We start from the raw sequence: 24,762 nt of genomic DNA on the forward strand, positions 1-24,762 counted from the left end.
ATGATTAAATGTTTCATCTTATAATCGATCATTTGAAGGGTGGTTATTTAATGAAGACAAAGAAATGGAGTTTCCTATTATTATCTATCATTCTTGTGTTTAGTTTGGCAGGCTGTTCAGGGAATGAGAATGGCGGTAACCCCGTGAAGCAAACGAGTCAGACAGAACAGACCGCAGTGACTGCCGAAGGGCAGGAAGAACTGACCCCCGAACCGGGAGCCAAGCTGCTGGTATGGGATGGCAAGGACGGGGTTCCTTTTCTGAACGAGATAGCTAAGGAATTTAGCGATAAATACAAAGTACCGGTGCAGGTTCAGGAGCAGGGTGCACCCGAGCAGATGAAAAAAATGAAAACAGACGGTCCGGCAGGGCTTGGTGCTGATGTACTGGTGCTTCCGCATGATAATTTGAGTGAGGCCGTGGCCGGCGGATTTGTACTCCCGAATGATTTCTATGAAGCGCAGACTCGGGAGGAATTTCAAGAAACAGCGGTGAACGCGGTGACCAAGGATGGCATTCTGTACGGTTATCCAAGAAATATGGAGACCTATGCCTTGTACTACAATAAGAAACTGGTAAAAGAAAGTGATTTGGCCAGCTGGGATGATATCATCAGCTTCTCTAAGAAATTTACGGATGTCAAAAATAAAAAATACGGATTTATGATGCAGCTGAACAATTTGTATTATGCATTTCCATTCTTCTCCGGCTTCAAAGCGTATATTTTTGGCAAAGACAATACCGACCCGAATGATATTGGTTTGAACAGCCCGGAAGCGGTTGAAGCGATGAAATATTATCAATCCATGCGCGAAATCCTGCCTATGGAAGCTGCTGATGCAACTACGGATGTGAAAACGGCCTTGTTCCAGGAAGGCAAGCTGGCGATCAACCTGGATGGGGTATGGAACATCGGCAACTTCTCTAAATTGCCTTTTGAAGTTGGCATGATCCCTCTGCCTAAATTCCCGAACGGAGAGATTCCTAAGACCTTTGCTGGTGTCAAAGCCTATTATGTAAGTGCTTACTCCAAGTATCCGAATGCAGCTAAGTTATTCGCAAGATATGTTACAACCCAGGAAGCTCTGCTCAAGAACTTTGAGAAGACCGGATTTATTCCTGCTCGCAAGGGCATGGAGAATGAGCCTGCGATCAAGGCAAATCCAATGGTAACCGGAGCGATAGAACAATTCAAACATTCCGTAGCTATGCCGACTTTGTTCGAAATGCAGCAGGTGTGGGCTCCAATGGCTAATGCGCTGGAACTCATTTGGAAAGGAAATGATGCAAAGGCTACGCTGGATAATGCAGTTAACAGCATGAAGGAAGGGATCAAGACGCTGCATAAATAATGTCCTTTATTTCAGAATGACGTCATTCGGGGTTCACTTTCCTTCGGATGACGTCCCCACTTTTAGCCATACGGGAGATGAGGCATAATGATCCAGCATCGAAAATGGGCGATGGTTTTATCGCTAATTGGGATGGGACTTGGACAAATTTATAATCGCCAGTTAATAAAGGGAGTTCTATTATTCATAGTACATTTGGTTGCCCTCCGTGTTGCACTGTATGTTCCAAGGGCGATCTGGGGGATTACAACGCTTGGAGAACGGGCGGATCACCTGGAGAAGGTGGGGAGATTGTATGTCAATGTACGGGGGGACCATTCTATCTTTCTTATGATTGAAGGTATGGTTGTATTTCTGGCTGCCCTCGTCCTGCTCGTTGTCTATGTAATGAACGTTCGGGATGCTTATGTTGTAGGCAAGCTGCGTGAGAGCGGCACTGCAGCACCGAATTTCAAAGCTACCTGCCAGCGTATCACCGGCAAGCATTTTCCGCATCTGGTCATTTCCCTGCCTATCCTGCTGGTAATTTTCTTCACGGTAATGCCGATTTTGTTCATGATTTTCCTTGCGTTCACGAATTATTCGTCCCCGAATTACCTGCCGCCAGCAAAGCTTGTGAATTGGATTGGTTTTGGTGGTTTCAAAGACATTTTTACGATAAAAGCTTGGAACCACACGTTCTTCGGTGTTGTATTATGGACCGCAGTCTGGACAATCTGCGCTACGCTAACCACGTTTATCGGGGGCTTTGGTGTAGCCTTAATGGTGCAAAAACGGGGAATCCGGCTTAAGGGATTTTGGCGGACGTTATTCATTATCCCCTACGCCATTCCACAGTTCATTTCTCTGCTTATCATGCGCAATATGTTCAACGGGGAATTTGGACCGATCAATCAATACTTGAATTACTTCGGCCTGAGCGATCTGCCTTGGCTGACGGATCCGTTCTGGGCCAAGTTAACCGTGATTATGGTGAACGTTTGGATCGGCTTTCCAATCACGATGCTTATGGTTATCGGTATTCTTTCTACAATATCACGAGATTATTACGAAGCTGCTCAAATTGATGGAGCGACCTCGTTCCAGCAATTCAGAGCGATTACACTACCAACGGTCATGTTCTCATTTGGCCCGCTGCTGGTCATGTCCTTTGCAGGGAATATCAACAACTTCAATTTGATCTATCTATTGACTAACGGAAACCCGGCAAATCCGGATTATCAGTCTGCCGGAGATACAGATATTCTGATTACCTGGTTGTACAAATTGACGATTGATACCGGTAAATACAATTTTGCGTCCATTATCGGGATTTTCATCTTCATCCTTGTGGCATCCTTTGCCATTGTGAACATTCGAAGAACCAAAGCCTTCAAGGAGGATGAGATTAACATATGAGAACAGGAGCCAAAGTAAAGAGCCAGATTGGAAATCTAGCTTGTTATGTGGGGCTGATCCTGGTTGGTTTAGCCTGTATTTACCCTGCTTTATGGGTAGTCATGTCTTCCTTCAGGCCCGGAACCGCATTGTACAGTGAACAATTGATCCCTACAACTTTTACGCTTCAGCATTATAAAGAATTGTTCGATACGTATCCCTTTGCCCAGTGGTTTGTCAATACACTTAAAGTTGCTTTCTTCACCATGATCTTCAGCACCTGCCTAGTTACTATCACGGGTTATGTATTCTCCAAATTTAGATTCAGAGGGCGCAAGAACCTGATGCTTAGTCTGCTGGTAATCGGGATGTTTCCTGGCTTTATGAGTATGATTGCGGTGTATATTCTGCTGATGCAGCTCCACCTGCTTGACACGCACTTCTCGTTAATTCTTGTCTATTCGGCGGGAGCGCCAATGGGCTTTCTATATGTAAAAAGTTACTTCGATACGATTCCCCAAAGTTTAATTGATGCTGCACGGATTGATGGTGCCGGACATTTCACGGTATTTCGAAGCATCATGCTTCCACTGTCCAAGCCGATGCTGGTCTTTATTGCTCTAACCTCGTTCACGGGCGGCTTTGTTGATTTTATATTTGCCAATATGGTGTTAAGTACACCGGAGAAACAGACCCTTGCGGTTGGACTCTTCAAAATCGTACAAGGTAAATTTGCAACAGAATTTACGCTGTTTGCTGCCGGTTGCGTTCTGGTAGCCGTTCCGCTCACCCTATTGTTTGTTGTCTTGCAGAGATTCTTGGTGGAGGGGCTGACGGCAGGAGCCGAGAAGGGCTGACCGAGCCGGGAGTTCTGAGCAGCAATATGAAAAGGAGCTGGAGAGATCTGATGTTAAAAGAAGCGGTATATCATAGACCCGGAGATTGCTGGGCTTATGGATATGATGGGCAAACGGTTCATTTGCGCCTACGGACGCGAAGAGGGGACCGGCTTACGGTAGAGGTGCTGTACGGGGATAAATGTAAACCATGGATTCACATGCAAAAAGCCGAAATGAAGCACTTGTCCAGTGATGAGTTATTTGACTATTGGCAGGCAGAGGTACATCCGAAGTATGGAAGGTTGTCCTACGGTTTCCTCCTGACGGAAGGCAGTGAGAGCGTATGGTTCACGGAGAGAGGGTTCCTCAAAAGCCCGCCAACAGAGCACCTGGGGCTGTTCGAATTCCCATACCTGCACCCCGTTGATATTCATACGCCGCCGGAGTGGGTGAAGGAATCGGTATTCTATCAAATCTTTCCTGAGAGATTTGCCAACGGGGATGTAAGCAATGACCCGGAACAGACGGAAGTGTGGGGAGGCAAGCCAGAGTATCATAACTTCTTCGGAGGGGATTTACAGGGTGTACGCGATCATCTGGACCACTTAACAGAGCTGGGTGTTAACGTGATTTATTTTACCCCCATATTTGAATCACCGACCAATCATAAATACGATACACAGGATTATTACCGGATCGATCCGCATTTTGGGACAAAAGAAACACTGCGAGATTTGGTCAAAGACTGCCACGCCAGGGGAATTCGCGTCATACTGGACGGCGTATTCAATCATTCCGGGTTTACCTTTCCATACTTTCAGGATGTGTTAGAGAAGGGCAGGGAATCAAGGTATTATGATTGGTTCCATATACAGGAATGGCCGCTGCAGGTCATTGAGGGAATACCTACCTACAAGACTTTTGCATTTGAGAGAACGATGCCCAAACTCAATACGGCGAATCCGGAGGTCAAGGATTATTTTCTTAAGCTGGGGCGGTACTGGATTGAGGAGACCGATATCGACGGGTGGCGTCTGGATGTTGCCAACGAGGTGGATCATGCCTTCTGGCGGGATTTCCGCAAAGTGGTCAAGGAAGTCAAACCAGATGCCTATATTCTGGGGGAAGTGTGGCATGACGGAATGAGCTGGCTGCTCGGGGATCAGTTTGACGGTGTGATGAATTATCCGCTATGTAATGCGATTCTCGATTTCTTCGTATTTGAACATGATGATGCTTATTCCTTCGCAGCCAAAGTCGGCGGTTATATAGCCCGCTATCCCAAGCAAGTAACTGAGGCATCGTTCAATCATCTGGATACCCATGATACAGTACGGCTGCTAACGCTGTGCAAGGACGACATCCGCAGGATGAAGCTGGCAGCGACCTTCCAGCTCACACACATCGGAGCTCCAAGCATTTATTACGGAGATGAGATCGGCCTTGCCGGAGAGTTTGATCCAGATAATCGCCGGCCGATGATCTGGGATCGGGAGAAGATGAACCGGGAATTGTTTGAATTTTACCGGACTATGATTGCTTTGCGCCGGGAGCACGCTGCTCTATTTAATGGATCATTTCAAATTCAAAGTGCCGAGAAGGGTTCCAGGGTTCTTGTCTATGAGCGGCAGCACGAAGATGAACACTTGATTGTCGCGATGAATACGGGATCTGAGCAAGCGAATGTCCAAGTATCTTTTGCGGAAGGACGATGGGTTGATGTCTTCAGTGGTGAGAAGCAGCTAATGGATGGAATCTGTGAGCAGATCCTGGCTGCCTATGAATTCAAAGTCTGGTTGAATCAATAGACAAATAAGGAGAGTGGAGAGGCGCATGCACACCAGTGAGGAAATTCATCCGGATCAAATCGGAATAGAGGATACACAGGCATACCGGAGTCTGGGTCCCATGACCGGCAGCAGTTCTCATGAATCGGGTGCGGGTCTTACGGTCCGTGGAAAAGCAGGAGATCTCAGCTTCTGGAGAGTCTCCCCCCGAGTGCTGAGAGTCGCCTGTTCGCTTCATAGAGATTCTGCTCAAATGATCCCGTCTCAGGCGCTGCTTCCGCAGCGTTCACTGGAAGGCTTTGAGGTCCAGGATCAGCAGCGTGCATTGGTTATTCGTGCAGGAGAGTTTCATGTGGTCCTGGATAAAGAGACGTTATCTATTCAGATTAGGCACGGATCCGATCAGGACGGCGGAGAGTATTCGTTCAGTTACACCGGATCACGCCTGCGCTGCCAGGGAGGCATGAAGGAGGAAGCTGCCATCTTCGGGTTGGGTGAGACAACGGGGTATCTGAACAAGCGTGGTGATCGCTATACGATGTGGAACTCGGATATCCTTGATCCGCATGTGCCGGATATGGAATCACTTTATCAGTCGATTCCGCTGCTGATCCATCATACCGAGCAGAGCTCGGTAGGACTGTTCATCGATCATCCGGGAAGAATGACGGTCGATATGCGGGAGTCCGGCGATGATTACGACGTAGAGACGATAGATGGCGAGATGGATTTATATATAATTGCCGGAAAAGACCTCCGCGAGGTAGTGAGTTCCTATACCGCCTTGACGGGACGAATGCAAATGCCTCCACTTTGGTCGCTGGGCTACCAACAATCCAGGTTCAGCTATATGAATCAAGAAGAAGTGCTTGAACTGGCTAGAACGTTCCGGGCCAAGCAGATTCCGTGCGATGTCATCTATCTGGATATTCATTATATGAATAATTACAAAGTATTCTCATTTGATCCCGAGCAGTTCCCAGATCCAGAAGGCATGATGAACGAGCTTGCGCAAATGGGGCTGCGTGTTGTTCCGGTCGTCAATCCCGGTGTCAAGATAGATGAGGACTATAAGGTATATGAAGAAGGTTTAGCGGAGCGGCACTTCTGTCAGCTTCCGGACGGAGAATTGTATCATGGTCACGTCTGGCCGGGTCTAAGTGTGTTTCCAGATTTTACAGAAGAGCGCACCCGGGAATGGTGGGGGGCTCTGCACCGGTTTTACGTAGATCACGGGATCAGCGGCATATGGAATGATATGAATGAGCCGAGTGTGTTTAATTCTCCCACGAAGACAATGGATGAAGAAGTTCTCCATGGTAACGATGGTCGGTCTAAGACTCATGGAGAGTTACACAATATCTACGGGATGCTCATGTGTAAGGCAACGAAGGAAGGGCTGGATACACTACTGCAGGGAGAACGTTCCTTCGTTCTGACCCGCGCTGGTTATGCAGGAATTCAGCGATATGCGGCCGTGTGGACCGGGGATAATCGCAGCTATTGGCAGCACATGGAGATGTTCATGGCGATGGGGATGAATCTGGGGTTATCAGGTGTCGCCTTTTGCGGGGCGGATGTCGGAGGATTTATGCATCATGCTTCGGGAGAGCTGCTGATTAGATGGACACAGCTGGGGGCATTTACCCCGTTCTTCCGTAATCATAGCGCTATTGAAACGAGAAAACAGGAGCCTTGGACTTTCGGTGAGCAGGTAGAGGAAATTTGCCGAAAATTTATCGAGCTGAGATATTCTTTGCTTCCTTACATGTACACCTTGTTCCATGAAGCTGCCGAGACCGGACTTCCGGTCATGCGGCCTCTCGTGCTTGAATATCCGCAGGACAGACAAACGTTCAACCTATCGGATCAATTTCTGCTTGGAGATCAAATAATCGTAGCACCGATCTGTAGGCCGGGCACCGAACACCGATCCGTTTATTTGCCGGAAGGGGTTTGGTACGATTTCTGGATTGGATCCAGACACGAGGGAGGAGGCCACCATTTAGCACATGCTGCAATAGACAGAATTCCACTCTTCGTGAAATCCGGTGCGATCATTCCAATGACGAGCGGATTACAGCATACCGAAGGGGCGGTTTGGTCCAATCTGAATGTTCATATCTATGGTAAGGGAATTGGGACTGATCCCGGGCAATCCGTTACGGGGGAATATACGCTGTATGAAGATGATGGAATCACACACGCATTTGAGGCAGGCGAATTCAGCCGCTTGAAGATTGATTTTCTGGAAAATAACGGTGTGATGGAGATCAGCGCAGGTTACGAATATGCGGCTATCTCGTGCTCCGGGAATGAACGGGAGATCCTCTTCACCATTCATCATTTATCCTTCGTTCCGGCGAAGATTGATGGATTCAACGAGGCACGGAGCCTCTCCCATCTTGAGGTGCAGACGACGGGATGGTATTATGACAGACAGGGCAATCATCTGTTTGTTAAAGTGCCGTTAATGGCCGGGCACGGAGTAAAGGTCTCTGTCTTAGGATGATACCCTGCCATGATTCATTTTCCGGAAGGAGTAATGAGTCCAATGTATATGGGGGGTTGAAGATACATGCTTAATCAATTTTCACGAACAGAGCTGGCAATCGGTCCAGAGGGCTTAGAGATTCTGAAGAACAGTACCGTTGCTGTGCTGGGCATCGGGGGCGTGGGTTCCATCGCTGTCGAGTCCCTGGCCCGGGCGGGAGTCGGACGGATTATTCTAATCGATAAGGATGTCGTAGACATTACGAACGTGAACCGTCAGATTCACGCGCTAACCACTACGGTGGGACAGAGCAAAGTGGATCTGATGTGTGAGCGGGTAAAGCTGATTAATCCGGAGTGTGAGACGGTTGCGCTCAATATGTTTTACACAGAAGAGACATATGAGGAGCTGTTCAAATACGACTTGGATTATGTGCTGGATGCTTCGGACACGATTATTTATAAAATACATCTGATTAAGGAATGCCGCGAGCGCGGTATTCCGATTATTTCAAGCATGGGCGCGGCCAACCGGATGGACCCGACCAAGTTCCAGGTTGCGGATATCTCGAAGACCCATATGGATCCGATGGCCCGGGTTATCCGCGGCAAGCTGCGGGAGATCGGGATCAAGAAAGGCGTTAAAGTGGTGTTCTCCACTGAGCCTCCGGTTAAGCCAAGAGAAGATGTCATCCAAAAAATCGTCCCTGAAAATGCGCCGGATCGCCGCAAAGCCAAGCAGCCTCCAGCGAGCATATCCTTTGTTCCACCAGTAGTTGGACTGATTATGACTAGTGTGGCGGTTCGAGACTTGTTAGAGTCAGGCAGGAAATAAGAGATGAATGAACCACTTGCGCGCAAGCTGAGGTTACCTGCTCAAGGAGAACTGCTCATACTTAACCCGCCGGATGGCTACCTGCTGGATTTAGAATTGGATAAGCAAGTTACAGAGTATGCAGAACTAAAGGCACACAGCTGTGACTTCGTTCAGGTATTTGTTCACTCTGTCCGGGAAGTGGATGAACTTGCTCCCATCGCAATTCGCGCGATCAAAGAAGATGGATTGCTGTGGTTCTGTTATCCGAAAGGCGGAGCCAAGGCAGGCACAGACTTGAACCGAGATAAGGGCTGGGACACGGTCCGAGATTTGGGATACGAGGGTGTATCGTTCATTGCGATCGATGACAAGTGGTCTGCCATGCGTTATCGTCCCGTGGGAGCAGGAAGCTCAGCTTCAGGAAAAAGCCGGAATGCTGGAAATCGATTGCAGAAGGAGGCCAAAGCGCCTTCTCTGCCTGAGATCATTCCTGCCGATTTACTAAAGCTGCTGGATCAATCTACTGAGGCCGCAGCATTTTTTGCTGGTCTTGCTCCTTCACATCGCAAAGCTTATATTCAATGGATTGAGGAGGCAAAGCGGCCAGAGACGCGTGAAGCCAGGGTCCGCAAGAGCATTGAGAAATTAACACAGGGCCAGAAAAGGCCTTAAATAAGTTGAATTTAAGAATTACTTATAGGCAAGAGTGTGAAATGATTCTGGAGAAGCGGAGCGTTCGCCTTTGTGATTAGACTTCTACCTATAAAAATTCAATTAAGAAGTCTGAGAACAACAGCGATCGTAGGAACATTTCATACGGCTGACTAGCATGTAAATCATTAGTTTAACTTATTTAACCGTAATATTTAGCAGGCTGAAATTGGGACGACCGCTCCCCTGGACATATCCGGGGGGCGGTTGTTTTTTTATTCCACTTCTGTTGAAGGATTTTTCATAATCGCTTTTTCGTGGGCTGAGTGGTATACTTAAACTCCTTTTTTACAAAATTTATCTTAGGAGGTAACTGAAATGGGAGATTTTCAAAGTGCCTATCAAGAAGAGAAGACGCAGCTTGACCGTACCTTGGACACGATAGACAAGGAACTGGAGAGATTGCGCGGTATTCCTGTATATACCGGGCATGACTATACCGAGCAGGTGCTGGAGGCTGGGCGGGATAATCAGCGAAGACAGCTGGCCCAGTCCGGGCAGGAGCCGTATTTCGGACGACTCGATTTCGAGGAGCGGGGCGGATCCCGTACCCCCCTGTATATTGGCAAGGTAGGAGTAGGCGGGGATACCGCCCAGCCTATCGTCATTGACTGGCGGGCTCCTGTAGCCAGCCTGTTTTATTCTTTTACCGGAGGAGATTCGGCATCTTATGAGGCTCCTGAAGGGCTGATCGAAGGGCTGGTATACCTGAAGCGCAATATCGTCATTCGCAAGCAAATCCTCGAGCGGGTGGTCGATACTTTTAACTCGGAAGAAGAAGGACCTGCCGTATCGGATGAATTCCTGCTCTATCGGCTGGGGGAGAACAAGGACAATAAGCTTAGGGACATTGTATCGACAATCCAGGCAGAGCAGGATCAGATTATTCGCGCGGGTAAGAACAGCGCCCTGATTATTCAGGGTGTAGCGGGGAGTGGGAAGACGACCGTCGCCCTCCACCGTCTGGCTTACCTTTTGTATCAATACAAAGAACAGATCTCCGCGGAGAAAATGATTATTTTCGCACCTAACCGCATGTTTATTAATTATATTTCAGAAGTGCTTCCCGAGCTTGGGGTTGGGGACATCCAGCAGAATACGTTCAGTGATTGGGCCTCCAAGATACTGGGTCTGGATGAAGCTCCTAGCGATGGACCTGAAGTTCTGACAGAGTGGTTCGATCATCAACTTCAGAGCCGGCCGGACGATAGCGAGCTTCCGGGAAGATTCAAGGGGTCGCTCTTATTCCGTGATCAGCTTGACCGGTTCGTGCAGCAGCTGGAATCCGCTTGTCTGCCTGAAGAAGACTTCATGCCGTGGGATGGAGCGAAGCTCCCGTTAAGTACGATCAAGATGTGGTATGAACAAGAGTATAAGCCTTATCCCCTTGCAAGGCGCAAGGAACGTGTGCTTGCCCGGATTCACCGGTGGGTGGAGATGGAGCTGAAGAAGTCCCCATCGGCAGCGGCGCTGAAGGAACGTAAGTCCAAAGCTTCGCAACGGGAGAAGGCTTACGCCAAGAAATGGCCGGATCTCTCTCCACTGGCGTTATATAAAGCTTTTGCCTGTGCGAAGAAAATGCAGGGCCTTAAGCTTGAGGATATGGAAGCTGATATTCCTAAATCTATTCTCAAGGCGACTCAGGCCAATCTCAAGAAAAATGTCATCAAGGAAGAGGATCTTCCGGCGCTCTTGTATCTATTCACCCGCGTGGATGAGATCGACGGGAACCTCCGGTTCGACCATGTTGTCATCGACGAAGCGCAGGATTTCTCTCCGTTCCAGATCGCGGTGCTGGACCGGTTCTGCAAAGGCCACTCCTTTACGATCCTTGGAGATTTATCGCAGGGTATCCACTATTACAAAGGAGTACGGGAATGGGAAGAGATGCAGGTGCTCTTCAAGCCGGAAGAGACAGCCTATTTCGCGCTCACCCGGAGCTACAGGTCCACGATGGAGATCATTACTTTTGCAAATGACATTCTGAGAAAGGGTGTCGGTACGGATCTTCTGGCTGTCCCTGTATTCCGGAGTGCGGAACCGGTGCGGGTCATCCAGGCTGTGGGAGCAGAACGCCTTCCCATGATCAGAAGAGTCCTTGACCGGATTCTAGAAGGTCCCTACAAGACGGCGGCACTGCTCACTCGAAACTTGAGCGATGCGCAGCAGCTTCATGCAGAACTCAGAGGACTGGGATATGATCTTAACCTGATTGATGGACGGAAAAGTGAGTACGAGGGAGGTATATCAGTACTCCCTGTGTATCTGTCCAAAGGGCTGGAGTTCGACGCGGTGATTGTAACGGATGTGGATGAGGATCATTACGGGGAGCAGGATGCCAAGCTGCTGTATGTAGGCTCGACCCGGGCGCTGCATGAGTTGTGGCTCCTGCACGGAGAGACTCTCCCTGCCTATGTTACAGCGGACGATCCTGACATTGCAGTTACAGCGTGGCCGGAGAATTAGATAAAGTAAGGGGCCTTCCCCAGAGGATGTGATTACATCCCTTCAGGAAGGCCCCTTATTATATAGATGAAGCGCTCAAGACCGATAAGCTGAACTTAGCTTGCCAGCATTGCTGAACCCGCCATTCACAGCTTGCTTTTGCTCCGAATGTCTGGCTGCTGAGCGCATTTTGGTAATGATTTTACGAATACTGTCTATGGATAGATGATAAGCTGCCGCAAGCTCTGGCGCTGTAAGTCCTCCGCAGTAGGATTGGAAGATTTCTTCATTTCGACGTGCGATCAGCTTGCGTGATCCGCTGACTTCGCCCCATGGGGCCCGTTTGCTTTCCAGCTTGGGAACATATACGAGTTCGCCCTGAATATAATGCTGCAGCTCCTTCAGCAGCCTAGGGGGAAGCACATCCTTCCCGTTTCTGTAATTCACGTTCAATTTCCTCCTTAAATCGTTGTCCGTCCGCGTAATTTTTACCGATAAAAGTCACCATTGCCGTGATCCTCCTTTCGTATTTTGGAATAATGGGTTGGATTGCTTAGCTTATGCGAGATATATCTAATAACCTAAGTGAGAAAATAATTATGCTTGAACCACCGGGAAACTTCGGATGTCACACAATAACTTAATCATTCTCAGCACCTCTTTCCAGAGTTATGTAATTTATATTAAGAATAACTTATTATCCAGCGTAAATACAACCACTTCACTTGATCGGACCTATAACGGGCCCTGGACACAACACTTATATAATTAAAAGGGAGGCCATGCGGCCTCCCGACTCATGGTTCCCGCTTACGCGGAAGCCACCTCATTTACTGTGATCAATTCGATCAGCCCCCTTTCCCAGCTGTTTTTGTCGGCCCGACACCTATATTAACTCATATCCTGAGATAGGAATAAAGTGAAAGAATGGTTATAAATGTTCTTTACGGTTTCTTTTCAGGCAAGGGACAAACATCAGTTCGGAAAATAGGCCGCATTATGATAAAATAATAGAGAAATAGGCACTCGGAAGTTAGGTAAGGATGTGAGTATTCATGGATTTATTCTCATACGGACAGGAATCGGACCCGGGGATGCGGCTTCTGGCCGACCGGATGCGTCCGACCACATTGGATGAATATATTGGTCAAGAACATATTGTAGGACAAGGCAAGCTGCTCAGGAGAGCCATAGAGGCTGACCAGGTTTCTTCTATTTTGCTGTACGGTCCGCCTGGCTGTGGTAAGACTACATTAGCCCACATTATCTCGAACCAGACCCAGGGCGAATTTGTGCGACTGAATGCGGTGGATGCTTCGGTGAAGGATGTCCGGGCAGTAATTGAGAAGGCGCAGACAGACAAGTCGCTGTACGGCACGAAGACGATTCTATTCCTTGACGAGGTGCACCGCTTCAACAGCTCGAGACAGGATGCGCTGCTGCCTGCGGTTGAGAAAGGCACCATTATCTTCATCGGGGCTACGACGGAGAATCCGTTTCACTATGTGAACGGGGCCTTGCTCAGCCGCTCCACGTTGTTCCAGCTTGAGCCGCTGACCAAGGAACATTCGCTGATTGCCATGAAGAGGGCGTTGTCTGACTCGGAAAAGGGCCTTGGCTATATGAAGCTGCAGGTGGATGAGGAAGCGCTGGAGCACATTGCGTGGGTGTCGAACGGCGACATCCGCAGAGCGCTCAATGCGCTGGAGCTGGCTGCACTGACGACCCCGCCGCAGGCGGACGGCACGGTGCATATCACTTTGGACGTGGCAGAGGAATCCATCCGCCGTCCGATCGTCAAGGCCGACGAATCGACACAGTACGATGTCTTGTCGGCTTTCCACAAGAGCATCCGCGGCTCCAGCGACGCGGCGCTCTTCTGGTTCCTCTATGCCGTCGAGAAGCTCGGCATGGACCCCATGGTGTTCCTGCGGCGGCTGATCGCAGCCAGCAGTGAAGACATCGGCCTGGCTAATCCCCAGGCCATGGTGCAAGCGGTTAGCGCGCTTGACGCTTATCGCAATAACGGCTGGCCGGAGGCCAAGCTGAACATTGCGCAGGCGATTCTGTTCGCGGTGGAGAGCCCGAAGTCGAATGCGGTGTATACGGCAATCTCCAAAGCCACGGATGCGCTGGACCGCATGCAGTCTGCGGAGGTTCCGCTGCATCTGCGCGACGGTCATTATTCAGGCGCGGTGAAGCTTGGGCATACCGGATACAAGTACCCTCATAATTATCCGGGTCATTACGTGAAGCAGGACTACCTGCCGCCCGAGCTGGCCCGGGCCGTGTTCTATGAAGCGACTGAGCAGGGAAATGAGAGCAAGATCAAGCATAATCAGGAGCTTAGACGACACCAAGATAGGTAGAGCGGGCGGAGCAGCTGAACCGCCAGAATTCGAACTGCCTGAACGACCCGAAACATCTGAACGCCCCGGGCATCCGAACCACCCAATATCCAGATGATCTGTCTTTGGAGGAATATGAAGCCGGCTGTCCTTGATTCCAAATAATAATAAAGAAGCCATTCCCTCAGGTCAAACCCAAGTTGGAATGGCTTCTTTGTTATTCATTATTCAATTGAAGCTCCAGCAAGCTCCACTTTCTCCACAACATCAATAGTTCCCCCACCGAGACATACATCACCGTTATAGAATACAACGGCCTGCCCAGGAGTGATCGCTTTCTGAGGCTGATCAAAGGCAACATGAACGCTGCCGTCCTCGCGAAGGGTTAGAGTGACGCCTTGGTCCGGTTGACGATAACGGAATTTGGCTGTGCAGTGATAGGAATCCTTCGGCATAAGCTCATTGCCGGCAATCCAGTTGATACCGGAAGCAATCAGGCCTGTGGAATACAAGCTGGGATGCTTGTCTCCCTGGACGACATAGAGGATATTGCGCTCAAGATCCTTATCAGCAACGAACCAAGGCTCTCCATTACCTGAACCCGTTCCGCCAATCCCCAGGCCCTGACGCTGCCCCAGCGTGTAATACATCAATCCATCGTGACGGCCTTTGACCTCACCAGTAGCGATATCCACCATATCGCCGGATTTAGCCGGAAGGTATTGACTCAGAAACTCACGGAAGTTACGTTCCCCGATGAAGCAGACACCCGTGCTGTCTTTCTTCTTGGCCGTATAGAGACCGGCTTCTTCAGCAATCCGGCGAACCTCTGGTTTAGGCAGATGTCCGATCGGGAACATTGCTTTGGATAGCTGGTCCTGGTTCAGGGCATTGAGGAAATAGGTTTGGTCTTTATTGGAGTCGACCCCGCGCAGAAGCTGGAAGCGGCCATCTTGCTCCACTACCCGCGCGTAGTGCCCGGTTGCGACATAATCTGCACCCAGATCCAGGGCTTTGTTCAAGAACTCACCGAATTTAATTTCGCGGTTACACATGACATCCGGGTTGGGGGTCCGCCCGCGTTTGTATTCTTCCAGGAAATAGGAGAACACTTTATCAAAGTATTCTTTCTCGAAATTAACAGAATAATAAGGGATATCGATTTGCTCACACACGCGGCGGACATCTTCCGAATCCGCTTCGGCTGTACAATGTCCGAATTCATCGGTATCATCCCAATTCTTCATGAATATGCCAACCACATCATAACCCTGCTGCTTGAGCAGAAGCGCGGTAACGGAGGAGTCAACGCCGCCGGACATTCCGACAACAACCCGCGTGTCACTGTTTGCTTTAGCCATGAGATCACTCCTTTAACAATTGTTATAAAATGTAAAAAATCTAAACAAACATCGCGATTTCTTTTCCAAAATCGCTGGAGATATGTTACGATAAACTGAGGTCAAAGATCGGAATAGGGCGATATAAGAAATTTACACCAACTGGAATTAGTTTGCCCCGTTTCTAACTTTTATAGGTTCAAAGATCTATTATATAAAGATTACGCGAAAATTGAAAGAGGTGGCTTCTTTGAAAATATCCACAAAAGGGCGCTATGGATTAACAATTATGATGGAACTCGCCGCTAAATTTGGCGAAGGACCGACCTCCTTGAAGAGCATTGCTGAGAAGAATCAGCTTTCTGAACATTATTTGGAACAATTGATCGCTCCGCTTCGCAATGCCGGTCTCGTGAAGAGTATCCGCGGAGCTTACGGAGGATATATTTTGTCTCGGGAGGCCGCAGAGATCACAGCTGGCGACATCATCCGGGTGCTAGAGGGTCCGATATCTCCTGTTGACTTTACCGAGGAGGACGATCCCGCCAAGCGCGATTTGTGGCTCCGCATTCGCGACAGCATCGCCGAAGTCTTGGATTCGACTACGCTGGACAATTTAATTAATTTTGAAGAGCAGGGTGCCAAAGAGAACTACATGTTCTACATTTAATTTAACAGGAAGTACGGAATATCCTTGTATAGTAAGCATTTAGGCTCCTTTGTGGAGCCTTTTGTTTATAAGAAGACCTTATTAGAAGAGAGGCTTGACCGGCTTTATACGACCCACTCCTTTTTTTTGTTAAGTCATACACTGTAGCAAAACAAAAGGAGGTTTTAACATGGCGGTAAAGGTAAGTCCCGAATTCAGAAGACTGTGTAACCAATTTGCCAGAATATTGGGTGGCGAACATGAAATTGATCCAGGACCCGTATGTTTTGTCAGTCGGGCAAGAACGTTAAATGCTACAATTTTAGGAAGACGTACAACATCCCCTCTGGTGCGGTATCAGCTCTTTTCGTTTGAGTCTCTGGATAGCTCGGGACGTGCGCTGTGTTTGGGAGAAACAGCCGCCTTCCAAAATCAAGCCAATCGATTAATTCGGAATCTTCAACGACGTGGGATTACAGTAACCGCGCTTCATAACCATTGGCTTAATGAAAAGCCTCGTATTATGTATATTCACTGGGAATCCATTATGAAGCCTGTCGAATTCGCTACGAGAACAAAAGAGTCCATTCGGTTCCTGGGATAGTCCTGGAGAAATGATGACTTTTTAGCCGCATGCGGGGTATAAGTAAAAACGAACCCAGCTCTGAGAGCTGGGTTATTATTTCTGTATGGAAGGATTTATTCATCACTCTTCGATAGTGTTCCAGTTACTTTTCCGAGAGATTTGCTTTCGATTACGTAATTGTTGCGCAATGGTATACCCTATTAGAAAAGATGGGGCGGAGGTGTTGCCGTCTACGGTAAAAGGAATGATGGAATCATCCGCTACGATTAAATCCCTTACGCCGTGGACGGCGCCGCGTCGATTGACAACGCCTCCATTTCGAAGAGGTGCCATACGAAGAGATCCTTGCTGATGATGATTGTGGTCAAAATTCCCCTTAATGAAAGCTTCCAGCTTATTGTCGTCGTTAATGATATCGTGAGTGGGGGAAATAAGTCGGTAGGCTGGATCTATTGCTTTCAGTTGCTCCGCGATATTCTGTATATAAGTTTTGTAGATGTTCATAACGGCGTCCAGGTCCAGCGGATTTTGAAGAAATCCTTCATTTGCGAGCACAATTTGAAGGGGATCATTGTTGTGGATTTGAATAGTTCCGCGACTTTTCGGCTTCAAGTACAAAATGGCTAGGGTTAGTGTGTCACTTGCGCCGATTCCGACAAGTTGTACTCCCCGCTGATGCGGATCTGCGCCGGGTGTTGGATCAGGCAAGAATGCACCGCCGGTATAAAGCGCATCGGGATCATTAGAAGGTAACGGTTGATCATTCGGATTCGTGGAAAAAACAGCAAAATTCAAGGTATGATTTCTTAACCGCTCCCCTACGTTCGGATTATGAAAGACGACAGGTATTCCAGCGGCTTTAAGTTGATCTGCAGGGCCAATGCCAGAGAGCATTAACAGTTGGGCACTGTTGATCCCTGCGGAAATAATGACTTTTTTACGAGCATATGCCCGTAAACATTGACCTTCTTTTAAGAACTCCACTCCCACGGCTCGTTTTTTGTCAAAGAGCACCTTTAGAGCGGTGGATTTGAAAGAAACGTTCAGCTTACGACCTTTGACCCCGTGACCATTTGAGGTCACGATATCCGAGGAGAGAAAGGCGGTTGATGCGCTTTCCCGCCGACCGTTCGGCTTTTGGAAAAGCTGCCACCGGGTAAAAGGCCCAAGCGGTGTTGCCGGATCATTATAATCCAGTATCTCATCAAGCCCGGTTGCTCGTGCAATAGCTGAAACAAGTTTATTCGCCATCACGGTAGGATTAACCGGTGCCTGTCTAATATCTATTCTCCCGTGAAAGCCGTGTGCTTTGGGGTTATTGGTCTCCCCATTATAACGTTCCAGTCTTTTGAATCGCTGCAAGGCCCTTTCTGGCGACCAAATTGGTCCCAATAGTCGTTCCCATTTCGACATGACATCTGCCGTTGGTCTTACATACTGCTCCCCGTTAATAGAAGATCCGCCTCCAGCCAAGCGGCCTGTTGTCCATTCGAAAGTACGTTCATCAACCCCCTCTTGAGGGACTCCCTCTCCCTGCCAAAAATATTGTGGGAAGAATTGTTCTTCAAGTTCAGGCGCGAATGCGGAGTCGCGAATGGGCCGGTCCTTATCTTTATTTTCCCCGGTTCCAAGACAAATACAGAAGTTATTTTGTCGTCCGTGAGGGTCTTGGCTATGACAGAGCCGGCGGGGCCTGTTCCAATAACAATATAATCAAACGTTAATTTCTCGCTATCCTTTTGGGGATTACGCACGATATCTCTCCTTTTAAGTTTTACTGCAAAGTATGTATACACCGTGTCCAATGTGTTATTTCATTTCACCTGAAAGCGCATTCTATTCTGTCATTGCCTTATGCCTGTTGAGGGAGTAATATTATGGGGCAATCAGCACCAGATCACATTTGTCACTCTATAGTTAAAGGAAGAGGGAACCCATGAGCCGCGCACGTAAAGTAATTTTATTTCAAGGCGATTCTATTACAGACGGGGGCCGCAGCCGCAATGATGATCCTAACCATTTTCTAGGTCATGGCTATCCTTATATTATTGCGGCCCGGCTTGGTAATGAAATGGCTGAGGAGCAGCCGTGGTTCGTCAACCGCGGAGTCAGCGGAGACCGCGTCTCCGATCTGTATGCCCGCTGGAACGAGGATGCGATCAGCATAAAACCTGATATCTTAAGCATATTAATCGGAGTCAACGACCTATGGCGCTGGATTAATGATGAGCCCAGTGGAGTTACAGACCGATTCGAGCGGGCCTACCGGCATCTATTAGAAGAAACTTCGGTAGTTCTCCCGGAGACGAAGCTCATTTTGTGCGAGCCTTTTATCCTAAGAACAGGGGCAACCTCAGCGAAATGGGGAGAGTGGGAGCAGAAGATCACCCATTACCAACATATTGTCCGGCAGCTCGCGGACACTTTTGGTGCCGTTCATATCCCTTTGCAGCGGAAATTTGACGAGGCATGCAGCCGTGCGGATGCAGCATATTGGATATGGGATGGCGTCCATCCGACCGCAGCCGGTCATGCCCTGATCGCGGACCAATGGCTGAGCGTAGTGAAGGAGCACGGACTTCTGATGGAATAAGAATTAAATATGTTGTAGCAAACAAGCAGTCCATTCTAAGTCCAGAATGGGCTGCTTTTGTTATGGCTTTAGCCGGTTGAGTGCGTGAAACGCGCGAAACAAAAAACCACCCGCTATGCGGGTGGAGGGATCAGCGGTTTGACCACTAAGACCATTCCGATAAAATTGAGATGTTCAGGCTCAAAGAAAGGAATGGTCTTAAATGGCAAACAAGAGCTATAGTCTAGCTCACACAAAGTGGATGTGCAAATACCACATTGTCTTCACCCCGAAGTATAGACGGAAAGAGATCTATAATCAAGTAAGAAGAGATTTAATAGAAATTTTCAAACGCTTATGTAAGTACAAGGGAGTAGAAATTATAGAAGGTCACATGATGCCTGATCATGTCCATATGTTGGTCGCTATCCCACCGAAAATTTCAGTCTCATCATTCATGGGATATCTAAAGGGAAAAAGTTCGTTAATGATCTTCGAGAAGCACGCACAACTAAAGTATAAATACGGGAATCGAAAATTCTGGGCAGAAGGATATTATGTGAGTACGGTAGGTTTGAATGAAGCAACCGTAGCGAAGTACATTCGTGAACAAGAGGCACATGACCAAGCTGTAGATAAGCTGAGCGTAAAAGAGTACGAAGATCCATTCAGCAGCAACAGGGGCAAAAAGAAATAAACCAGTTTAACTGGTAAGTGAAAGTGACAATTAACACTGAGCCTGAACAGATTTGTGGTCAGGCTAGCGTCTTTAGGCGCAGTTTGGCAACAGGGGGTTATACCCCAAGAGCAAACCACCCGTTGGACGGGTGGTCATGATTTTGGTGGATTCTTCTCATAAGAATATCTTTCCATGAAAATTAGAGGCGGGTATATCTAGCGGGCATCCCCCTATCGGGCATATATTGCTGTATAAGTCATATGCGAGGAGATGGAGAAGAAGTGCCATTTCGAAGATTACAGAGCAAATTACTCAAGGACAGAGCGATGCGGAGATCCCCTTTGATTCGCAGACATCTTCCCGAGACCCGTCCTTATCATCCTTATGTACTTAAGAGAATGCTGAATCAACATTCCACGGTATTTGTTAAGCCTGATAAGGGCAGCCAGGGTAGGGGGATTGTAAGATTGAAACGGAGTAAGCACAGAGGAATTCACATTTCTTGGGGATTAAATAAAAGAAAAGTGAAGCGGAAATTCATGATCCGCGCACTTCATCAAAGACTCCGTCCGTATCAATCCTATATCGTTCAGCAGGGGCTTCAACTCACTAAGTATCATAACCGCTTAATTGATATTCGCGTCTTTCTGCAAAGGCCCGGCTCTAAATGGCTGATCTCAGGTAAAGTGGTTCGCGTGGGAGCAGCAGGGAGATTCGTGACCAATTACAGTCAGGGAGGAAGGCCGGTTCATTTACACAAAGTGCTGGACTCCATCTATCACCATGACCCTCAAAGGGTGGAAGCCACAATTCAAAAGGTCGATCAGATTGCTTACCATGCGGCGGCTGCTTTAAGCAGTAAATTCCGGGGAATTCGTGTTCTGGGCATCGACATTGGTCTTGATCGTTCAGGTAGAGTCTGGATAATTGAGGCAAATACAAGGCCTGGCACCCAGCTTTTCAAGAAGCTCAAGGATCAGTCGATGTATCAGACGATTATGACGAATTACAAGAATATAGCCCGTAGAAGAAGATAGATTTTACTAAATATGGGGATAATATTCTTCTATAGAACGACAAACTTCTTACACAATGCGAAAATAGGCGAAGGAATTTTCTTGATTATTTATGATAACCTCTATACAATAAGGTCTCGCGAAGATACGAATTTGTATGGACTCTAGCCAAGAGTGTCTACATCTAATAAGGGTGAATTAACGTTGAGAAATATATATCTAGATCATGCAGCCTCTACTCCAATTCATCCGGAGGTGGCGGAAGAAATGCTGCGCGTTATGCGGGGGCAGTATGGGAATGCATCCAGCATACATGCTTTCGGCCGGGCAGCCAAACGTACAGTCAATGGGGCACGGGATATTCTCGCTGCCTCTTTGCACTGCCGTCATGATGAGATCGTGTTCACTGGCGGCGGGACTGAAAGTGATAATCTGGCCCTCTTTGGCGCATCGGCAGCCAGTAAGAAGACGGGCAGGCATATTATTACAACCGCAGTGGAGCATCATGCTGTGCTTCATGCATGTCAGCGTTTGGAAGAGCGTGGATATAAGGTCACCTATCTGCCTGTAGACTCTCAGGGCTGGGTGGATCCTTCTCAGGTCAAGGAAGCTATTACTGAGGATACGATTCTGATCAGCGTCATGTATGCGAACAATGAGGTTGGAACCGTGGAGCCCATTGTCGAAATTGGTGAGATTGCCCGCGAGCGTGGCATTGTTTTTCATGTTGATGCTGTACAGGCATTTGGTTCCATTGAGATCTCCTGTGAAGATCTTCCCGTTGATCTCATGAGCTTCTCAGCTCACAAAATTAATGGACCACAAGGAATCGGCGCACTCTATGTGCACCGTAACATTGCGCTTGAGCCGATTCTATATGGTGGGCTTCAGGAGAGAAAGCGGCGCGCAGGGACTGAGAACCTGGCTGGAGTTGCTGGCTTTGCCAAGGCTGCTGAACTTACTATATCCAATCTCCGGGCCAAGCAAGATGAGGATGAACATATGCGGCACAACTTTTTGGCTGCCCTTGAGCGCTTTGTAGGGAAGGATCATTTTGTTCTTAATGGACATCCCACATCCAGACTGGCTCATATTGTTAATGTCAGCTTTCCGGAAGTGGGAACAGAGACGATGCTGATGAACCTTGATATGGAGGGGATTGCAGTAGCAAGTGGTTCTGCTTGTACATCAGGCTCACTCGAACCTTCTCATGTTCTTGAGGCTATGAAAGTGCCTGAAAATGTTTTGCGTTCCGCGATTCGTTTCAGCTTTGGTTTGGGTAATACTAATGAAGAAATGGAATACGCGGCCAAAAAAGTTGGAACCATTCTGGACCGTATACGTAGTAGGAAATAAGGTCTTCGTTCTTTTTACTACTAACCGGCAGGGAGCGTGTCTTCGTTTTCAAAGGTTAAGGAGGGATCTGGGGCCATGAGACTTCAAGAATTAATTGGATTATCCGTATTTGACGTTGAGGAAGGTAAGCAAATCGGGAAGGTTCTGGATATCCTTCTAAGTAGTGACTGGAAGATCGAAGGAATTGAACTGGAGAGCAAAGGCCTCTTCTCGTCCAGTATCAAGGCAGTGCTATGGGAAGATATCGTCGCTTATGGCGAAGATGCCGTAATGATTCGTAATCAGCAGGCTGTCCGCAAGATGGAGGCCGAGAATATACAGCTAACTTTTGTCCTGGGTAACAGTAAGCTTAGAGAGCTTCCAGTTCTTACTAGCGATGGTGTTATGATTGGGCATGTAAGTGATGTTTATTTTGACCAGGAACTGGGAAACACAATAGTAGGGTTGGAAATTAGTGATGGTTTCATTTCCGATCTGATGGAGGGCCGTAAATGGCTGCCTTTCACTTCAGACATGACCAAGGGGGAGAGTGCGATTATTGTGCCTCCGCTAAGTGAAGAAAGGCTGGAAAAAGGGATTTATACTGCTAACGAATAGGTGTGATACGATGATGAAATGTCCAAATTGTAGCTCAAAAGATATAGGCAAGATTGGTTCTCACCAGTTTTATTGCTGGGGCTGCTTTATTGAACTGACCGTGAACGGAGAGAAGATGTCTGTGTACCAGGTCGAGGAAGACGGAACACTGAGTTCTTTGGATGACCTGTTCTTTGGCGAGGAGATGGTTCAAGACTTTCCTCATATCCACGCATCTTCTTAAGGATTTCCGTTTCGTGTACATATGAGATCCTTTTAGCCGCTTTGCTTGGTTGCTCTCTTAGTGGGAGTTTCCGGGCAAGCGGCTTTTGTTTGCTCACTTTTTAATCTAACTTGTCCTTGCGCCCGATTATTTTCCATACGCTGCGCATATACTCTCTACATACAGCCAGTCCGTCTAGAGGGAGGGAATACGAATGGAACCATTCTGGAACAGTAAGATGTTCCGCTATGGCCTATGGGTACTGCTGGGACTTATTATTGTGTACTTCCTATGGCTGCTGAAGCCGATATTTGTAATTCTCTTCAGCTTTCTGAAAGTGATCTTTGCGCCGTTTATCATCGCCTTGATTATTTCATATGTGCTAAATCCAATCGTTAGACTTCTCGGAGAACGCAAAGTTCCCCGTACGGCTGCCGTTCTACTAATTTATGCCGTATTTCTGACAAGCCTTGCGGTCATCCTGGCCAATATGATTCCCATGTTCATGAATCAGCTTCAGGAGCTTGGGGAGCATCTGCCCGAGCTTACGCTGCATACCCAGCAGATTATGAATAGCTGGGACACCTCATTTCTGCCGAACGGGATACGAATGGGGATGAACAACTGGTTCTTTCAATTTGAGCAAAAGCTTGCCGCCGGAATTTCCGATTTCATGAACAATATAGGTGCGACGATTGGTGTGATTTTTAATGCGTTCATCATTCCGTTCCTTATTTTCTATATGCTAAAAGACTTCGAAGTGATTGAGCGTATGGTTATTACCTATCTCCCTCATTCCAGGCGGAAGTCGATTGTGCTCTTAATGAAAGAAATTGATGAGGCGCTCGGAAGCTATATTCGGGGGCAACTCCTGGTTTGTGTAATTATTGGAACCTTTGCTTATATTGGGTATATGATTATTGGGATGCCCTATGCGCTGCTTCTTGCCAGTGTGGTGGCGCTCTGCAATATTATTCCCTACCTGGGTCCGTTCCTTGGCGCGGCTCCCGCTGTATTGATGGCATCGGCCATCTCTTGGCGAATGGTTCTGATGGTGATTGTGGTCAACACGATTTGCCAGTTGCTTGAGAGTAATGTCATCTCACCTCAGGTGGTAGGAAGAACGCTTCATATGCATCCGATGTTTATTATTTTTGCTTTGCTTGTTGGCGGAGAGATTGCCGGAATTCCGGGGCTGATTCTGGCAGTTCCTTGCTTTGCGGTTCTCAAGGTTGTCATACAGCATTTCTATGCCTACTATGTGCGCAGAAAGACGGTATAGGGCTAATTGACAGCCTGACACAGGGCTTATATACTTGAGTGTATATGTCAAATCGTTGATGAGATAAAGTACGTCCAGTCCCGGATTCCCAGAGAGAAGGTTCCTTCGTTGAGCTCAGGTGCGCAGCACAAGGCAGACGATGGGTGAGAGAACCTGAATTTCGGTTGTACGGAAAGCGGATCTCGGAGAGCGGGTTAAATCCGCCGGATGGCTTTCGTTAACAGCCAATCAAGGAGATCGTTCTTTAGTTCTTGGGGTAACCGGAATAACAAGAACGTTAACCAGGGTGGTACCGCGAGCTAATCGTCCCTGAT

20 protein-coding genes and 1 pseudogene are annotated in these 24,762 nt (G+C 48.0%); 18 read left to right on the top strand and 3 right to left on the bottom strand.

From position 1 onward, the window contains the following. The first annotated feature begins 50 nt into the window (after positions 1-50). The 8 genes from ACRRNK_RS06340 to ACRRNK_RS06375 all read left to right on the top strand — a co-directional run bounded on the left by ACRRNK_RS06340 (position 51) and on the right by ACRRNK_RS06375 (position 11,842). Entirely contained in the window at positions 51-1,352 is a 1,302-nt protein-coding gene (locus ACRRNK_RS06340; RefSeq protein ID WP_433945928.1) for a sugar ABC transporter substrate-binding protein, read from the top strand. An 87-nt stretch (positions 1,353-1,439) separates the two neighbouring features. Further along, on the top strand, positions 1,440-2,750 hold the full coding sequence (locus ACRRNK_RS06345; RefSeq protein ID WP_433945929.1) for a carbohydrate ABC transporter permease: 1,311 nt from the start codon (positions 1,440-1,442) through the stop codon (positions 2,748-2,750). Then, the gene (locus ACRRNK_RS06350; protein ID WP_127200470.1) at positions 2,747-3,586 is read left to right on the top strand and encodes a sugar ABC transporter permease; all 840 of its coding nucleotides are present in this window, start codon (positions 2,747-2,749) and stop codon (positions 3,584-3,586) included. The genes ACRRNK_RS06345 and ACRRNK_RS06350 overlap by 4 nt, the downstream gene beginning before the upstream one ends. Before the next feature lie 50 nt (positions 3,587-3,636). After that, a complete protein-coding gene (locus tag ACRRNK_RS06355) occupies positions 3,637-5,376 on the top strand; it encodes an alpha-glycosidase (RefSeq protein WP_127200469.1) in 1,740 nt (579 codons plus the stop codon). A 25-nt stretch (positions 5,377-5,401) separates the two neighbouring features. Continuing rightward, on the top strand, positions 5,402-7,867 hold the full coding sequence (locus ACRRNK_RS06360; protein ID WP_433945930.1) for a TIM-barrel domain-containing protein: 2,466 nt from the start codon (positions 5,402-5,404) through the stop codon (positions 7,865-7,867). Positions 7,868-7,933: 66 nt separating this feature from the next. After that, on the top strand, positions 7,934-8,683 hold the full coding sequence (locus ACRRNK_RS06365; protein WP_433945931.1) for a tRNA threonylcarbamoyladenosine dehydratase: 750 nt from the start codon (positions 7,934-7,936) through the stop codon (positions 8,681-8,683). A 3-nt stretch (positions 8,684-8,686) separates the two neighbouring features. After that, on the top strand, positions 8,687-9,337 hold the full coding sequence (locus ACRRNK_RS06370) for a YdeI/OmpD-associated family protein (RefSeq protein ID WP_433945932.1): 651 nt from the start codon (positions 8,687-8,689) through the stop codon (positions 9,335-9,337). 357 nt (positions 9,338-9,694) lie between these two features. Continuing rightward, positions 9,695-11,842, top strand: a complete 2,148-nt coding sequence (locus ACRRNK_RS06375; protein WP_433945933.1) for a HelD family protein — start codon at positions 9,695-9,697, stop codon at positions 11,840-11,842. A 75-nt stretch (positions 11,843-11,917) separates the two neighbouring features. On the opposite strand, the gene ACRRNK_RS06380 is transcribed toward ACRRNK_RS06375, so the two are convergent. Further along, positions 11,918-12,268: a CD3324 family protein gene (locus ACRRNK_RS06380; RefSeq protein ID WP_433945934.1), complete on the bottom strand. Its 351-nt coding sequence runs from the start codon at positions 12,266-12,268 to the stop codon at positions 11,918-11,920. 608 nt (positions 12,269-12,876) lie between these two features. Between ACRRNK_RS06380 and ACRRNK_RS06385 the strand changes: the two genes are divergently transcribed. Further along, a complete protein-coding gene (locus ACRRNK_RS06385) occupies positions 12,877-14,190 on the top strand; it encodes a replication-associated recombination protein A (RefSeq protein WP_433945935.1) in 1,314 nt (437 codons plus the stop codon). A 203-nt stretch (positions 14,191-14,393) separates the two neighbouring features. Here ACRRNK_RS06385 and mnmA read toward each other — a convergent pair whose 3' ends face one another. Further along, positions 14,394-15,530, bottom strand: coding sequence for a tRNA 2-thiouridine(34) synthase MnmA (gene mnmA, locus ACRRNK_RS06390; RefSeq protein WP_433945936.1), 1,137 nt, complete (start codon positions 15,528-15,530; stop codon positions 14,394-14,396). Between the two features lie 229 nt (positions 15,531-15,759). Between mnmA and cymR the strand changes: the two genes are divergently transcribed. Continuing rightward, the gene (cymR, locus tag ACRRNK_RS06395) at positions 15,760-16,179 is read left to right on the top strand and encodes a cysteine metabolism transcriptional regulator CymR (RefSeq protein ID WP_433945937.1); all 420 of its coding nucleotides are present in this window, start codon (positions 15,760-15,762) and stop codon (positions 16,177-16,179) included. 169 nt (positions 16,180-16,348) lie between these two features. Further along, on the top strand, positions 16,349-16,762 hold the full coding sequence (locus tag ACRRNK_RS06400) for a DUF1259 domain-containing protein (RefSeq protein ID WP_433945938.1): 414 nt from the start codon (positions 16,349-16,351) through the stop codon (positions 16,760-16,762). Positions 16,763-16,864: 102 nt separating this feature from the next. On the opposite strand, the pseudogene ACRRNK_RS06405 reads toward ACRRNK_RS06400, so the two are convergent. After that, positions 16,865-18,498: pseudogene (locus tag ACRRNK_RS06405) on the bottom strand (GMC family oxidoreductase). Between the two features lie 182 nt (positions 18,499-18,680). On the opposite strand from ACRRNK_RS06405, the gene ACRRNK_RS06410 reads away from it, so the two are divergent. From ACRRNK_RS06410 to ACRRNK_RS06440, 7 genes are all read left to right on the top strand, one after another. Further along, entirely contained in the window at positions 18,681-19,337 is a 657-nt protein-coding gene (locus ACRRNK_RS06410; RefSeq protein ID WP_433945939.1) for an SGNH/GDSL hydrolase family protein, read from the top strand. A gap of 202 nt (positions 19,338-19,539) precedes the next feature. After that, on the top strand, positions 19,540-20,013 hold the full coding sequence (gene tnpA / locus ACRRNK_RS06415) for an IS200/IS605 family transposase (protein WP_433942914.1): 474 nt from the start codon (positions 19,540-19,542) through the stop codon (positions 20,011-20,013). 263 nt (positions 20,014-20,276) lie between these two features. Further along, on the top strand, positions 20,277-21,032 hold the full coding sequence (locus ACRRNK_RS06420) for a YheC/YheD family protein (RefSeq protein ID WP_433945940.1): 756 nt from the start codon (positions 20,277-20,279) through the stop codon (positions 21,030-21,032). Between the two features lie 183 nt (positions 21,033-21,215). Further along, entirely contained in the window at positions 21,216-22,367 is a 1,152-nt protein-coding gene (locus ACRRNK_RS06425; protein WP_433945941.1) for a cysteine desulfurase family protein, read from the top strand. 75 nt (positions 22,368-22,442) lie between these two features. Next, a complete protein-coding gene (locus tag ACRRNK_RS06430) occupies positions 22,443-22,964 on the top strand; it encodes a PRC-barrel domain-containing protein (RefSeq protein WP_433945942.1) in 522 nt (173 codons plus the stop codon). Between the two features lie 13 nt (positions 22,965-22,977). Beyond that, complete coding sequence (locus ACRRNK_RS06435; RefSeq protein WP_185897386.1) at positions 22,978-23,187, top strand: hypothetical protein; 210 nt, start codon at positions 22,978-22,980, stop codon at positions 23,185-23,187. 193 nt (positions 23,188-23,380) lie between these two features. Next, positions 23,381-24,448, top strand: coding sequence for an AI-2E family transporter (locus ACRRNK_RS06440; protein ID WP_433945943.1), 1,068 nt, complete (start codon positions 23,381-23,383; stop codon positions 24,446-24,448). Positions 24,449-24,762 lie beyond the last annotated feature (314 nt).

The sequence above is a fragment of the Paenibacillus sp. SN-8-1 genome (assembly GCF_050995535.1).
Lineage (GTDB): Bacteria > Bacillota > Bacilli > Paenibacillales > Paenibacillaceae > Fontibacillus.